This window comes from Paenisporosarcina antarctica, assembly GCF_004367585.1.
GTDB lineage: Bacteria > Bacillota > Bacilli > Bacillales_A > Planococcaceae > Paenisporosarcina > Paenisporosarcina antarctica.
In genome coordinates, this window is sequence record NZ_CP038015.1 from 1,410,556 (window position 1) to 1,423,757 (window position 13,202).

At 34.3% G+C, this 13,202-nt stretch carries 17 protein-coding genes and 1 riboswitch; of the genes, 15 read left to right on the plus strand and 2 right to left on the minus strand.

The features are described from left to right. Window positions 1-20: 20 nt before the first annotated feature. From pstB to E2636_RS07110, 5 genes are all read left to right on the plus strand, one after another. Window positions 21-845: a phosphate ABC transporter ATP-binding protein PstB gene (pstB, locus tag E2636_RS07090; RefSeq protein ID WP_134209574.1), complete on the plus strand. Its 825-nt coding sequence runs from the start codon at window positions 21-23 to the stop codon at window positions 843-845. Between the two features lie 21 nt (window positions 846-866). Continuing rightward, complete coding sequence (phoU, locus tag E2636_RS07095) at window positions 867-1,526, plus strand: phosphate signaling complex protein PhoU (protein WP_134209575.1); 660 nt, start codon at window positions 867-869, stop codon at window positions 1,524-1,526. A gap of 162 nt (window positions 1,527-1,688) precedes the next feature. Beyond that, window positions 1,689-1,838, plus strand: coding sequence for a 50S ribosomal protein L33 (rpmG, locus tag E2636_RS07100; protein WP_017380101.1), 150 nt, complete (start codon window positions 1,689-1,691; stop codon window positions 1,836-1,838). A 54-nt stretch (window positions 1,839-1,892) separates the two neighbouring features. Then, a complete protein-coding gene (locus tag E2636_RS07105; protein WP_134209576.1) occupies window positions 1,893-2,462 on the plus strand; it encodes a 5-formyltetrahydrofolate cyclo-ligase in 570 nt (189 codons plus the stop codon). A 472-nt stretch (window positions 2,463-2,934) separates the two neighbouring features. Further along, window positions 2,935-4,836 carry an LTA synthase family protein gene (locus E2636_RS07110; RefSeq protein ID WP_134209577.1) on the plus strand — a complete coding sequence of 634 codons (1,902 nt, stop codon included), beginning with the start codon at window positions 2,935-2,937 and terminating at the stop codon, window positions 4,834-4,836. A 316-nt stretch (window positions 4,837-5,152) separates the two neighbouring features. Here E2636_RS07110 and E2636_RS07115 read toward each other — a convergent pair whose 3' ends face one another. After that, window positions 5,153-5,332: a DUF2759 domain-containing protein gene (locus tag E2636_RS07115; protein ID WP_134209578.1), complete on the minus strand. Its 180-nt coding sequence runs from the start codon at window positions 5,330-5,332 to the stop codon at window positions 5,153-5,155. 162 nt (window positions 5,333-5,494) lie between these two features. Here E2636_RS07115 and E2636_RS07120 point away from each other — a divergent pair, with 162 nt between their 5' ends. Beyond that, complete coding sequence (locus E2636_RS07120) at window positions 5,495-6,133, plus strand: MBL fold metallo-hydrolase (RefSeq protein ID WP_134209579.1); 639 nt, start codon at window positions 5,495-5,497, stop codon at window positions 6,131-6,133. 156 nt (window positions 6,134-6,289) lie between these two features. Here E2636_RS07120 and E2636_RS07125 read toward each other — a convergent pair whose 3' ends face one another. Then, complete coding sequence (locus tag E2636_RS07125) at window positions 6,290-6,529, minus strand: DUF2626 domain-containing protein (protein ID WP_017380096.1); 240 nt, start codon at window positions 6,527-6,529, stop codon at window positions 6,290-6,292. Window positions 6,530-6,794: 265 nt separating this feature from the next. Between E2636_RS07125 and E2636_RS07130 the strand changes: the two genes are divergently transcribed. The 9 genes from E2636_RS07130 (at window position 6,795) to gcvT (ending at window position 13,185) form a co-directional block, all read left to right on the plus strand. Then, window positions 6,795-7,172 (plus strand): Spx/MgsR family RNA polymerase-binding regulatory protein, encoded by a 378-nt coding sequence (locus E2636_RS07130; protein ID WP_134209580.1) that lies wholly within the window; start codon window positions 6,795-6,797, stop codon window positions 7,170-7,172. A 143-nt stretch (window positions 7,173-7,315) separates the two neighbouring features. After that, a complete protein-coding gene (comGA, locus tag E2636_RS07135) occupies window positions 7,316-8,359 on the plus strand; it encodes a competence type IV pilus ATPase ComGA (protein ID WP_243840739.1) in 1,044 nt (347 codons plus the stop codon). After that, window positions 8,328-9,392: a competence type IV pilus assembly protein ComGB gene (gene comGB, locus E2636_RS07140; RefSeq protein ID WP_134209582.1), complete on the plus strand. Its 1,065-nt coding sequence runs from the start codon at window positions 8,328-8,330 to the stop codon at window positions 9,390-9,392. Before comGA ends, comGB begins: the two co-directional genes overlap by 32 nt. Window positions 9,393-9,406: 14 nt before the next feature. Further along, on the plus strand, window positions 9,407-9,724 hold the full coding sequence (comGC, locus tag E2636_RS07145; protein WP_134209583.1) for a competence type IV pilus major pilin ComGC: 318 nt from the start codon (window positions 9,407-9,409) through the stop codon (window positions 9,722-9,724). Beyond that, window positions 9,714-10,148, plus strand: coding sequence for a hypothetical protein (locus tag E2636_RS07150; RefSeq protein WP_243840740.1), 435 nt, complete (start codon window positions 9,714-9,716; stop codon window positions 10,146-10,148). Before comGC ends, E2636_RS07150 begins: the two co-directional genes overlap by 11 nt. After that, complete coding sequence (locus tag E2636_RS07155) at window positions 10,138-10,437, plus strand: hypothetical protein (RefSeq protein WP_134209584.1); 300 nt, start codon at window positions 10,138-10,140, stop codon at window positions 10,435-10,437. Before E2636_RS07150 ends, E2636_RS07155 begins: the two co-directional genes overlap by 11 nt. Further along, the gene (comGF, locus tag E2636_RS07160) at window positions 10,422-10,862 is read left to right on the plus strand and encodes a competence type IV pilus minor pilin ComGF (protein ID WP_134209585.1); all 441 of its coding nucleotides are present in this window, start codon (window positions 10,422-10,424) and stop codon (window positions 10,860-10,862) included. Before E2636_RS07155 ends, comGF begins: the two co-directional genes overlap by 16 nt. A 204-nt stretch (window positions 10,863-11,066) precedes the next feature. After that, on the plus strand, window positions 11,067-11,585 hold the full coding sequence (locus tag E2636_RS07170; RefSeq protein WP_134209587.1) for a shikimate kinase: 519 nt from the start codon (window positions 11,067-11,069) through the stop codon (window positions 11,583-11,585). A gap of 141 nt (window positions 11,586-11,726) precedes the next feature. Then, window positions 11,727-11,819, plus strand: a riboswitch (glycine riboswitch). A gap of 262 nt (window positions 11,820-12,081) precedes the next feature. Then, a complete protein-coding gene (gene gcvT, locus E2636_RS07175; protein WP_134209588.1) occupies window positions 12,082-13,185 on the plus strand; it encodes a glycine cleavage system aminomethyltransferase GcvT in 1,104 nt (367 codons plus the stop codon). Window positions 13,186-13,202 lie beyond the last annotated feature (17 nt).

Here is a 13,202-nt window from a genome sequence, read left to right on the forward strand (position 1 = left end):
CGGCACAGGAGGGTTTTAAAATGGTTCAATTAAAAGTGAAGAATATAAAAACAGCAAATAAAAGTAATGAAAATCTAGAATTTATAGATAAAAAAATTGTTTATGATACACGACAACTAAATTTATGGTATGGCAATCACCATGCTTTGAAAAATATTGATTTAGCAATAAAAGAAAATGAAGTAACAGCGATTATCGGACCTTCGGGTTGTGGGAAATCAACATATATTAAAACGTTGAATCGTATGGTGGAGTTAGTACCATCTGTCAAAACTTCCGGACAAATAATTTATCGCGATCGCAATATTTTGGATGCGAATTATGATGTAGAGGAACTGCGCACGAAAGTAGGAATGGTATTCCAAAAACCAAATCCTTTCCCAAAATCAATTTATGATAATATTGCATACGGTCCTCGTATTCATGGAATAAAAAACAAGAAAATATTAGATGAAATTGTAGAGAAAAGTTTGCGTGGTGCTGCCATTTGGGAAGAAGTTAAAGACAGATTAAACGATAATGCTTACAGTGTATCTGGTGGACAACAACAACGTATTTGTATCGCACGTGCTCTTGCTATTGAACCAGATGTAATTTTAATGGATGAGCCTACATCAGCTCTTGATCCAATTTCGACACTGAAAGTTGAAGAGTTGGTACAAGAACTAAAAGAAAACTATTCGATCATTATCGTGACACATAATATGCAACAAGCAGCTCGTATTTCTGATCAAACAGCATTCTTCTTAAATGGAGAAATTGTTGAGTTTGATCACACGGATACCATTTTTTCTACACCTTCTGACAAACGAACAGAAGATTACATTTCAGGACGCTTTGGTTGATCAAGAAGGGGGTAAATAATTATGGTAGTTAGAGAAAAATTTGAACAAGAGCTTAAAGAGGTTCAAGATCAGTTTATAGCACTTAGTAGTCTAGCGATTTCTACACTAAATAAATCTTTTAATGCTTTGATTAGTTATGAAGTTGATGATGCATTATCAATTATTGAAAATGACGTGTATATCAATCGTTTAGAAGAAGAAATAAACGATCGTGTGATTTTATTAATAGCGAAGCAACAACCTGTTGCTACAGACTTACGTCGTTTAATCGTTTATATAAAGGCAGCGCATGATATGGAACGAGTAGGTGACTACGCAGTGAACATTGCAAAAGAAACTATTCGTATGGGAAAAACTGAATTTGCATCTCCAATTAATAATATTGAAAAAATGCGAACAATTACGATAACCATGCTTAATGAGGTAATGAAAGCATTTATTGAAGAAAATATTGAAGAAGCACGTAAAGTTGCAGAACTTGATGACCAAGTAGATAACTTATATGGACAAACAATTCACCAACTATTAAAAGAGGGTTCTGATAACCCAAAATCATTAAGTCAAGTGACACAATTGGCTTTCGTTTGTCGTTACTTAGAACGATCGGCCGATCATGCAACAAATATTGCGGAAGAATTAATTTATATGGTAAAAGGGCGTCATTACGAATTAAATAATTAAAATTCATTGGACAAAGATACCTTTTGTCTTTCTCTTTCTGTGTCTATAAATATTTACAACTTAATAGTAGATATTTCAATGAGCTGTGCTATAATGGGTTAGTCGTATAAATCATGCTCAAAAAAAATTAAAATGAATCCTGATTAGAGTGGAGGGATAATGATGCGCGTTAACATCACACTTGCTTGCACAGATTGCGGCGAGCGCAACTATATTTCAAAGAAAAACAAGCGTAACAATCCGGAACGTCTTGAAATGAAAAAATATTGCTCACGTGAAAAGAAAATGACTACACACCGTGAAACAAAATAAAACCATTTAACCAAAACCTTCTTAGGTTTTGGTTTTTTTCATGGAGGAATCTAATTGGAAAAGTCTATATTACGAAAAATTACCTTACAAGTATTAAATAATCTTGATTTACTCGAACATCAACAAAATTCACATAAAATACATAAGAAAATATTAGTAGAAGAAAGTATAAAAAAAGCACAGGTCATCGGTATTACTTTATCGTCTTTCCCAGAAGTTGATACTTGGGGGCTAATTGAAGAACTTTGGAAGAGAGGAAAAAGAGTAGCAGTCCCGAAATGTGAACCATTAACGCGAGGTATGACATTTTATGAAATTGAATCCTTTGATCAACTTGAAGTTGTTTATATGAAACTAAACGAGCCGATTCCCAATGTCACCAAAAAGGTCGAAGCATCACAAATAGGCGTGCTAATCGTACCGGGTGTAGTTTTTAATAAGAAGGGATACCGGATTGGGTTTGGTGGGGGCTATTATGACCGTTTCTTAAGTGGCTATGAAGGGACAACTATTGCTCTTGCATTTACTAGTCAAATTGTTGAAGAAGTTCCTGTTGAACGATATGACCTTCCTGTAGAATATATTTTAACTGAGTCAACACGTATCGAGTGTTCGAAAATATAGTTTATTTGTATATCAATCCGACAAACCGATTTTATCAAAGATGATGGAAACGTGTAATAGAAAAATAAAATATGAAACAATTGGGACCATAAGCGGATTCCAGTTGTTTTTTTGTGTGTGAGAATTATCTTTTTCTACTTAATTTTTAAAAAGATGAAACTTTCAAAGGTTTCATTCGTCTTATAAAGGGTATTTAAGAATTTGAGACATATGTAATAGTATACATGTGCTTTGTTAATGTGAAGTTGCTTTATTGTAAAAGAAAGATTAAGATTGACTAATGTTTCTTTTCTATCTTGGAATAATATGAACCTTGTTTCAATAAGGTATGTAATATTGCTTTATTGATATACAAGTAACAACTATTTAATTAGACGGGTATCGTTTGATCCTATTTTATAAATAGGGATTGTACGACTACTTTTTACGGATAAAAATTAGGAATACGAAAGTTAATAGGAGGATGTAAGGAATGAAGAATAAAAGATACCTTAAACATTCGATTTTGGCGGCAGCCATTTTACTTACCTGGATTAAAACATACGTGATATACCATATTAGTTTTGATATGAAAATTGAAAATTTCATGCAACAAGTGATATTGTTTATAAACCCATTGAGCTTTTTGCTGGCAATTTATGGTGTTTCATTATTCTTTAAATCAGTTAAAGGTAGAAATCGATATTTGTTAATAACAAGTTCAATTTTAGCATTTATTTTGTACGCAAACGTTGCATTTTATCGCTTCTTTAGTGACTTTATTACACTGCCAGTATTATTTCAAACGAGTAACTTCGGAGATTTAGGCGCATCTGCAGCAGAGAGCATCTATTTTACAGATGTATTGTACTTCATTGACGTTATATTGTTATTTGTAGCGATGAAATGGTTGCCAAATGCGAAAGAAGCAGTAATTGTCAAACCAGCCATTCGTCGTGCTTATTTTGTGTTAGCTGCTGCTATCCTATTCTTAAATTTAGGACTTGCGGAAACTGAGCGTCCACAACTTTTAACACGAAGCTTTGATCGTGAATTATTAGTGAAAAATATCGGAACTTACAATTACCATGTGTACGATATTTATATTCAATCAAAGTCTCACGCAAAACGTGCGTTAGCGGATGGTAGTGAGTTAGTTGAAGTAAATAACTATGTTCGTTCAAATCAAGCAAAACCAAATGATGAGATGTTTGGGACTGCTGAAGGCAAAAACTTAATTATTGTTACCTTAGAGTCATTACAAACATTTACGATTAACGAGGAAATGAATGGGGAAGTGGTCACGCCATTCTTGAATGAACTATCAAAGGATAAAGATACTTTTTACTTCCCGAACTTTTATCATCAAACTGGACTAGGAAAAACGTCTGACTCCGAGTTTTTAGTTGAAAATGGATTATACCCTTTAGGTAATAGTGCTGTATTCTTTACACATAGTGGGAATACGTATAATTCAATGGCTGAAAGATTAGGAGAAAAAGGTTATTTTACAAATGTTATGCATGCAAACAACAAGAGTTTTTGGAACCGAGATATGATGTATAATGCACTAAATGTGGAGGAATTCTATGATGTCGAAAGTTATGATATCGCAGAAGGCCAAGCAGTTAATTGGGGAATGAAAGATATTCCATTCATGGAACAATCTGTTGAACACATGGCAGAAATGCCTCAACCCTTTTATTCTCGATTACTGACATTAACAAATCACTTTCCATTTCATTTGGATGAAGAAGATAAACTTATCCCTGAGTTTGATTCCAATTCTGGTACATTGAATCGTTATTTCCAAACCGTTCGTTATACGGATGAAGCAGTTAAGGCTTTATTCGATGACTTAAAAGAAAAAGGATTGTACGAAAACTCAATTATTATGATGTACGGTGACCATTATGGTATTTCCGAAAATCATAATGAAGCAATGGGGCAATATTTAGGGAAAGAAGTTACACCGTTTGAAAGTGCGCAATTACAGCGTGTTCCGATGTTTATCCATATTCCAGGTTCTAATCAAGGTGAAGTAGTGGAAGATGTAGTTGGACAGATTGATATCCGTCCAACATTACTACATTTACTTGGTGTTGAAACAAGTAAAGATATGCAACTAGGTGCCGATGTCTTCTCTAAAGATCATGAAGAGTTTATCGTATTCCGCGATGGTCGTTTTGTTACTGATGAAGTGGTTTATGCGGGAGATATCTGTTATGACAAAGAAACAGGCGAAGAAACAGAAGCAGAGGCATGTGCACCTTATATTGAACGTGCAGCAGAAGAACTGGGATATTCTGATGAAATCATTAATGGAGATTTACTTCGTTTTTATGATCAAAAAACAGGAAATCTTTTAATTGATGAAACAACTGAGGGTAAATAACTCTTTTAAAAACCACCAAAAATGTGTATCATTTTTGGTGGTTTTTTCTTTCTTGAAAAACATATGAATAACTTATTTTGAAGAGGATATGAATTTAAACGTAAATATATCCACTAATTTAGATGAGACCTCCTTACTTGACTCATTATGTCTATTCCATCATTTCTAGAAGAAAGTGCATGCGTCGTAATTGAGTCAAGTGGCTTATACATTCTTACTTCTAGGCGGCACTAGGTGTAGTTTATTAAATTACTGTGCAAGAGGTAAAATATATAAAAAAGCTGACGTTTAAAGTAAACGTCAGCTTTTTTATATATTAGTGTAAACTAGGTGGATAGCCCTGGTTCAAGATCGTCATTACTGTGAAAAATCCGAAAACCGCAAAAGTACCAAAATTAAAGACTAAACCTAAAAGATTTTTTTCTTTAAATGATTGATAAGTACCAACAGCAGCAAAAATTGCAACAAGGCCAAAAATAACCATTAATAAGTTCATTATAGACACTCCTTTTGACATCAAAAAATGACTTTCGAATAAAGTTTTCTTACTTATTATAAGTTTTAATAAAGGTTTTGTCGAGGATTAATAAGTGTCGAATGTATGAACGAGGATATATGTTTAAACACTTTCTGCTACAATTAACTAGAGGTGAAGCACATGCTAAATATACGAACGTTTCCACTAGGGCCATTACAAACGAATTGTTATGTGATATCCAATAAAGAAAAACATTGTTTGATTATCGACCCAGGTGAACAAGGAGAAACATTATTAAAAGAAATTCGAAGATTGCAGTTGAAGCCATTGGCAATACTATTAACGCATGCTCATTTTGACCATATTGGTGCTGTTGATGTTGTAAGAGAATTCTTTAAAATTCCAGTTTATATTCATCAAGCGGAAAAAAGTTGGTTAGCTGATTCAACTAAAAATGGTTCAGCCCGTTTTAGAGAACTTCCATTAGTTGAATGTAAACCTGCAGACGTTTTGATTGAAGGAGAAGGACAGTTAGAAATCGGCCCATTTTCATGTTATATGTTTTATACACCTGGTCATTCGCCAGGAAGTATCACCTACTGGTTTGAAGAGGATGGATTTGCTATTGTCGGAGATACCCTGTTCCAAGGTAGCATAGGTAGAACAGACTTGCCTCATGGTAATGATAAAGAGTTAATTCAATCCATTCATAACAAGCTGCTCACATTGCCTGAGAACACTATTTGTTATCCAGGTCATGGTAACCCAACGACTCCACAAGAAGAAATGAATCAAAATCCATTTCTAAACGGTTTTTAATAAAATACAAAAAAGACAGTCAATTTAATTGACTGTCTTTTTTGTGTTCGTTAATAATTTCTAAATCCGGAGGCACGTCCACATCTGTTTCACAACTTCAATGTCAACGCAAAATAGCATGCTCCACTTTGAAGTCCAAGATCTCCTAAACGGTTCTTAGTGAGTACCAGGGACATGAATGAATGTCGTATAGTAACTGAAGCCAGCAAAGAATACTGTTAAATACGCACCAAAGATATAGATGTACATGCGTTCTGAAAGGTTTAAGAAACCTAAAAGAATGAATAAGCCTGTGTTTGCTAATAATAATAATGATGCCGTATACATATCACCTAAATATAACATAACTGCGAAAATTCCTGTCCAGAAACCCATCACTTTATACATATTGTTCATGAGTAGACCCCTCCTTTTACAACTATACATTTATCTCTCCCCCATTATAAAGGATTTTATTCCTAGATGTAAACTCTAGAATGTCTTAAGAATGTGACAATACCGTGGAAGTTATCAAATCTTTTCGAAAATAATCTTAATTTTATTAGTTTAAGCGAGGTTATCTACTAAAAAGGCTATAAATTAATAATAAATAATAGGTGACAAACATTGTACAAATATTGTACAATACGTATAACGAAAAACTTAATTTGGAGGGGTTAAATTGACTGAACTCAAGTTTTATACGTATCCATCTTGTACATCTTGCCGAAAAACGAAAAAATGGTTAATGGCAAATCAAATTGATTTTGAAGAAAGACATTTATTTCGTCAAACACCAACGGTAGAAGAACTTATTTTTTTGTTATCTTTAACAACAGAAGGCCTAGACGAAATCTTAGCAACGCGTAGTCAATCATTTAAAGAATTAAATTTAGATATTGAAGATTTACCATTATCTCAAGTAGTCGAATTAATTGTGAAAAACCCGAAATTATTAAGAAGACCTATTTTAACTGATGGAAAACAATTAGTGGTGGGGTACCAACCAGAACATCTAGGTACTTTTTGCCGCAAAAGAAAATTATTCCCCGCAGTTTAGTGAGCAAAATTAAAATTTCCTACCTAAAAAGGTAGGAAATTTTAATTTTGATGAAAAACATTTCCTAATATACAATCAGCCGCTATAGTATACGAGACGGGTGAAGAGCGGTCCTTACCTGTTTAGGGTGAATGGTAAAATTTATGAGTGAATTATTGAATATCATCGAACAGAAAAGTGAAGAGTTGATAAATCGGGCAGTTCTAGCTCGTGCTTCAGATATTCATTTAATTCCAACTAGAGGACTATACACGATTTATTTTCGGTTACACACAAAACTTGTCCCTGCAGGAAAGCTTCACCTGGATATAGGGGATCGCATGATTTCATACTTCAAGTTTTTATCCTCTCTCGATATCAGTGAAAAACGAAAACCTCAAAGTGGTTCATTTCAAGAAACCTTCAATTCTCAAATATGTTCATTTCGTGTTTCAACGTTGCCATCTGTTCAAAATAAAGAAAGTTTGGTAATTAGAGTCCAATTGCATGATGATTCTAAGCCTTTGCACGAACTATCTCTGTTTAAAGAAACGGCGCAATTACTACATGAGCTAATGATGGCTCGTCAAGGACTTATATGTATTACAGGTCCAACTGGTTGTGGAAAAACTACCACCATGTATTCATTAACTAGTTACAGTGCACATCAACTAAGTAGGCATGTAATTTCTTTAGAAGATCCAGTAGAAAATAGTCAATCTCATTTACTTCAAATTCAAGTAAATGAGCGCTCTGGCATTTCATATGCTTCAGGATTAAAAGCGATATTACGACATTCTCCAGATGTCATTATGATTGGAGAGATTCGTGACGTAGAAACAGCTCGAGCAGCTGTTCAAGCATCTCTAACAGGTCATTTAGTCATTACTACCGTTCATGCGAAAAATCCAGTAGGGTGTTTATATCGATTAATGGATTTAGGAATACCGATTGACGATTTGCAGCAAGCATTATTAGGGATAACTAGTCAACAACTGGTTATTACGTCTTATGATAGGGAAGATGATCGAGTTATTCCAAATCGTTCATCTTTGTATGAAATTTTATATGGGAACACACTTGAACAAGCGATAGAAGAAATCAAAGATGGCAGGACTTTTAAAATGCCTCAAGAATTTACACTTAATGCTCAGTTTAAAAGAGGGGTTGAGATGGGTGTTATTCAAGTACCTCCAATCACATATTGAGATAAAGGATCGCCAAATTCCAAAGAAAAAACAAGCTCAGTTTTTGAAAAGACTTTCTTCTTTATTACAAGAAGGATACACATTTTATGCATCACTTATCATGTTGTTGCCTCATCATGTGAAATCGAGTGAAGAGGCACAAAAAAAACTATCCTCTCAATTGAAAAATGGAGATGGAGTAACCTCGGTGTTAATGGCTTTAGGAATTCCGACAAGTTATTTATTATCAATTCAAATGGCAGAGGAACATGGGAAATTACATCAAGCTTTACTTGTTCTCCAAACACATATTGCCATGGTCGATCGAGCAAAAGCGAGTCTGAAAAAAGTTGTGATGTATCCCATATTTTTATTTAGCATGTTAGCTGGATTGTTTGTTGCATTCAGAATATATTTTCTACCTAATATGGAATTACTTGCATCATCACGACAAGCAACAAGTTCTTCTACTACAATGAATTTGACGAGTACGATGCTTCATTTACCTGATGCTTTATTAAGTTTTTGTATTTTATTATTTTTAATAGCTTTAGCTGTTCAATGGAAAATTAAAAGATATCCGGTAGCGTATCAAGTTAACATCTTGAAGAAGATGCCAGTTTTTTCAAAATGGATGAAATTAATGTGGACAAAGAGTTTTTCGCAAGAATTAGGGACGTTATTAGCGAGTGGATTATCTTTACAGCATGCTTTAAATGTACTTAAACAGCAAAAATTTCAACCTTACTTACAAGTTATTTCAGAGGATATTTACAGTTCAGTATTAGTGGGAGAATCCTTAAAGCAAGCTGTACAGTTATCTGACTGTTTTATTGATGACTTTCCTACGTATATTTCACATGGAGAAGCGAGTGGTCACTTAGACCGGGAGTTATTAATCTATAGTGATTTATTAAATGAACAAACTGAAGCATCTTTAACAAGGTGGTTATCATTTGTCCAACCTGTGTTATTTGGGGTATTAGCTATTTGTATTCTAGCTGCTTATTTATCCATACTATTGCCAGTCTATGGAATGATCGACTTTATCTAAAAGGGGGAAAAGAAATGAAAAAAATTACATGCCAAAAGGGATTCACTTTAATTGAAATGATGATTGTTTTGTTAATCATATCGGTTTTAATATTAATTGCTATTCCAAACGTTACAAAACACTCAGCGACGATTGATAAAAAAGGCTGCGAAGCTTATATTAAAATGGTTCAAGGACAAGTTGAATCTTACCGAATCGATGTAAAAACGGTGCCCACAATTGATGAGTTAGTAGAATTTGAATACTTAAATACTGGAGAAACAACATGTCCGAATGGTAAAGGAATTGAAATTGATTTAACAACAGGACGTGTAACAGAAAGTGCAACTTGATAATAAAGGATATTCCTTGCTCGAATTACTACTTGTATTGATGATCGTTATGGTAATCAGCTCAAGTACTTTATATATGAATAATCGTTATGTTGATAAACACACATTTGATTTGTTTTATAATCAACTAAAACTTGATGTAGCTCACATACAATTGAAAGCATTGGTAGAAGAAAGATATTTCAAATTAATTTTTGATTCTGGTGGGACTCGGTACATAGGGAGAAGATCACTATATGATTCTCTTTTTGATCGGGAGTTGCCTAAAGGATATAGTTTGTCACAAGGCAGCACGATTACTGAAGTTGCCTTTCATGCGAATGGAAATATTGAAAAGTTTGGAACACTTGTTTTTAGTACACCTGGAGGGTTAAAAATTGTCCGTGTTCATATCGGGAAAGGACGTTTGATGCTTGAACAATAATCAAGGATTTTCTTTTGTTGAAACGATCTTAACTGTCAGCATTTTATTTTTGATATTTGGGACATTGATGCCTTTTACTAACCTTATGAAACTGCAGTTAGCAGAAAAGAGAGAGGCATTACATGTGGCCATTACTAAAAATCAAGCGGCAACAGCTATAAAAAATGGGGATATATCAGGGGTAGTCATCTTAGATGATGTGGATTTCGTGTGGGAGTGGAGCAGTCCAATTCTATGTGTGAACTATGTGATTTTTGAGGTGAGTTACGAATCATGCGACACTTATTAACAAATAAAGGCTATACCTTAATTGACTCCATTCTTCAATTAACTGTATTGCTGCTGTTTTCTCAACTTATTTTGTTTTATTCAGTTTGGTTTAAACAAGTAGAAAAGCATTTCTTTTATTCGGAAACCGTTGATTGGGAAATGTTTTCAGTGGATATGGAAAGTTACGTGTCTTCAGTTTCTTTGATACAAGAGCAAATTAATCATTCTGGAATTCGATATATAAAAGATGGGTTTGAGTATGATATTGAATGTTATCCATTGCTCATTCGTAAACAAAAAAATCGTCTAGGACATGAACCCATGTTAATCGGTGTTAAATCATGCGATATGCGAGTTATAGAAAATCAAGTAGTCATCCGTGTAGAGTTTGCAAGTGGGCGAAAAGAGGAACGTACGTATGAAGTATTTGTATCCTCACAATGAAAATGGTTTCTTACTTCCTGTAGCTATTGTCTTATTGTTTATTGTGTCTAGTTTACTTCTTTACTTCGTTACCTCCTACATTTCTCAGATGAATATATATGAGATGTTGGAAAGTCGTTATATATCTGCTACTATTAAAAAAATGGAAAATTAGCGATAGTAGTCGTTTTATGACGATTTGTAGTAAGTGAGTGGGGTAGAAGTATGAAAAAAATTTACTTAATTGGCTTTATGGGATCAGGAAAAAGTGCAATCGGTAGACGTTTAAGTTTTTTGCTTAAAATTCCTTATTACGATATGGACCAAGAAATCGTAAAAAAGATAGGGATGAGTATCCCAGAAATTTTTGCGAAATACGGAGAAGCGTTCTTTCGTCAACAAGAACATGAATTTCTTAAAACATTTCGAGATGAATGGTGTATTGTGTCGACAGGGGGCGGAGTGGCAGTTAATCCTAGCAACACTAAAGTTATGCGGCAAACAGGTTTAGTGTTGTTTTTAGATGCTACATTCGCAGATATTTGGAAACGTATTCATCGAGATGTCAACAGACCGATTGTGCAGGCTTCTACTCGGGAAGACTTAGAAGCGTTGTATACAACTAGAAAAAGATTTTATAAAGCTGCAACACACATTACAATAAGAACTCAAGGTCGCTCATTGAGACAAATAACTGAATATGCTGCATTTCAAGTAAATCGCTTAAAGTCGAACAATAAGTGAAATTCAATTAAAAGCGTTCGTCTTTCGGTCATAAACACAAAAAAGATTGTGCTTACATCCAATCAATGTTAGGATATAAAAAAGCGGTAAGCGCTTTAGTACATTGATTTCTTTATATACCAAAACACATGTTTTGGGCGGATGAGTATACGGGGAGAGAACGCGCAAGTCGCGTCACCGAAGGAGCAAGTAGAAGCTACGAATCTCTCAGGTAAAAAAGACTCGTATAGGACGCATCTCTGGAGAACGCTATGATTTCATATAGCTACCAAAGAGGAAAGCCGATTTCAGGTAAACTTTCAGGTACCAGGACAGAGAATTCCCAGTTATAGGGAATTCTCTGTCCTTTTTTGTGTAGCCATTAAATATCTTAATTCTCTACTATTTAAAGTGAAGAAAAGTATATTTAATTGCCGATTAGGTCAGCCTTATTTATTAAAGCATATATGCCTGAAAGGACAATTTTTGCCCGTTATGACAAGAGGAGGAAATTAAATTGTCAGAAAATTTAAAACGTACACCTTTATTTGATTCGTATAAAACATACGGAGGTAAAACAATTGACTTTGGTGGATGGGAATTACCTGTCCAATTTTCAAGTATTAAAGTAGAGCATGAAACCGTTAGAACTAAAGCTGGGTTGTTTGATGTATCACATATGGGTGAAATTACAGTTCGTGGTAAAGATAGCCTTGTATACTTACAAAAATTATTGACAAATGATGTGTCTAAGTTAAAAAGTGGACAAGCCCAATATAATGCGATGTGTTATGAAGATGGTGGCACGGTTGATGATTTACTTGTTTATAAAATTGAACAAGATGATTATTTACTAGTCGTAAATGCCTCAAATATAGAAAAAGATTTTGAATGGATGAAAAATTTTGTGTTTGATGACACTATTATAACTAATGTCTCGAATTCATATGGTCAACTTGCTTTGCAAGGTCCTTTAGCAGAAACAGTTTTACAAAGACTTACAAAAGAAAATTTATCTGAAATTGGCTTCTTTAAATTTAAAACAAATGTAAAAGTTGGCGATTATGATGCATTAGTTTCTCGAACGGGCTATACAGGCGAAGATGGATTTGAAATTTACGGAGATCCGGCTTCAATTGTCGCATTATGGGATTTGATTTTACAAGAAGGCGAAAAAGATGGAGTTCTACCTTGTGGTCTTGGTTCACGAGACACACTTCGTTTTGAGTCATGCTTAGCCCTTTATGGCCAAGAGCTATCTAAAGATATCTCTCCTCTTGAAGCGGGTATCGGTTTTGCTGTTAAATTGAAAAAAGAAGATAACTTTAATGGTCAAAAAGCTCTTGTTGCACAAAAAGAAGCGGGAATTCCACGCAAGTTAGTGGGCCTTGAAATGATTGATAAGGGAATACCTAGACATGGCTATACAATTTTTAAAGATGATCAAAAAATTGGTGAAGTTACTACAGGCACGCAGTCACCAACGCTTAAGAAGAACATTGGTTTAGGTTTAATTCAAAGTAAATTTAGTGAGCTTGGTACTGAAGTTGAAGTAGAGATTCGCGGTAAGCGCTTGAAGGCTGTCACCGTTGCAACACCGTTTTATAAACGTCAAAAATAATTGTTGGAAAGAGGTCA

What these genes read in the sequence shown, in the direction of transcription:
- pstB (WP_134209574.1), top strand. Translation starts at nt 21, where the DNA reads ATGGTTCAATTAAAAGTGAAGAATATAAAAACAGCAAATAAAAGTAAT.
- phoU (WP_134209575.1), top strand. Translation starts at nt 867, where the DNA reads ATGGTAGTTAGAGAAAAATTTGAACAAGAGCTTAAAGAGGTTCAAGAT.
- rpmG (WP_017380101.1), top strand. Translation starts at nt 1,689, where the DNA reads ATGCGCGTTAACATCACACTTGCTTGCACAGATTGCGGCGAGCGCAAC.
- E2636_RS07110 (WP_134209577.1), top strand. Translation starts at nt 2,935, where the DNA reads ATGAAGAATAAAAGATACCTTAAACATTCGATTTTGGCGGCAGCCATT.
- E2636_RS07115 (WP_134209578.1), bottom strand. Translation starts at nt 5,332, where the DNA reads ATGAACTTATTAATGGTTATTTTTGGCCTTGTTGCAATTTTTGCTGCT.
- E2636_RS07120 (WP_134209579.1), top strand. Translation starts at nt 5,495, where the DNA reads ATGCTAAATATACGAACGTTTCCACTAGGGCCATTACAAACGAATTGT.
- E2636_RS07125 (WP_017380096.1), bottom strand. Translation starts at nt 6,529, where the DNA reads ATGAACAATATGTATAAAGTGATGGGTTTCTGGACAGGAATTTTCGCA.
- comGA (WP_243840739.1), top strand. Translation starts at nt 7,316, where the DNA reads ATGAGTGAATTATTGAATATCATCGAACAGAAAAGTGAAGAGTTGATA.
- comGC (WP_134209583.1), top strand. Translation starts at nt 9,407, where the DNA reads ATGAAAAAAATTACATGCCAAAAGGGATTCACTTTAATTGAAATGATG.
- comGF (WP_134209585.1), top strand. Translation starts at nt 10,422, where the DNA reads ATGCGACACTTATTAACAAATAAAGGCTATACCTTAATTGACTCCATT.
- E2636_RS07170 (WP_134209587.1), top strand. Translation starts at nt 11,067, where the DNA reads ATGAAAAAAATTTACTTAATTGGCTTTATGGGATCAGGAAAAAGTGCA.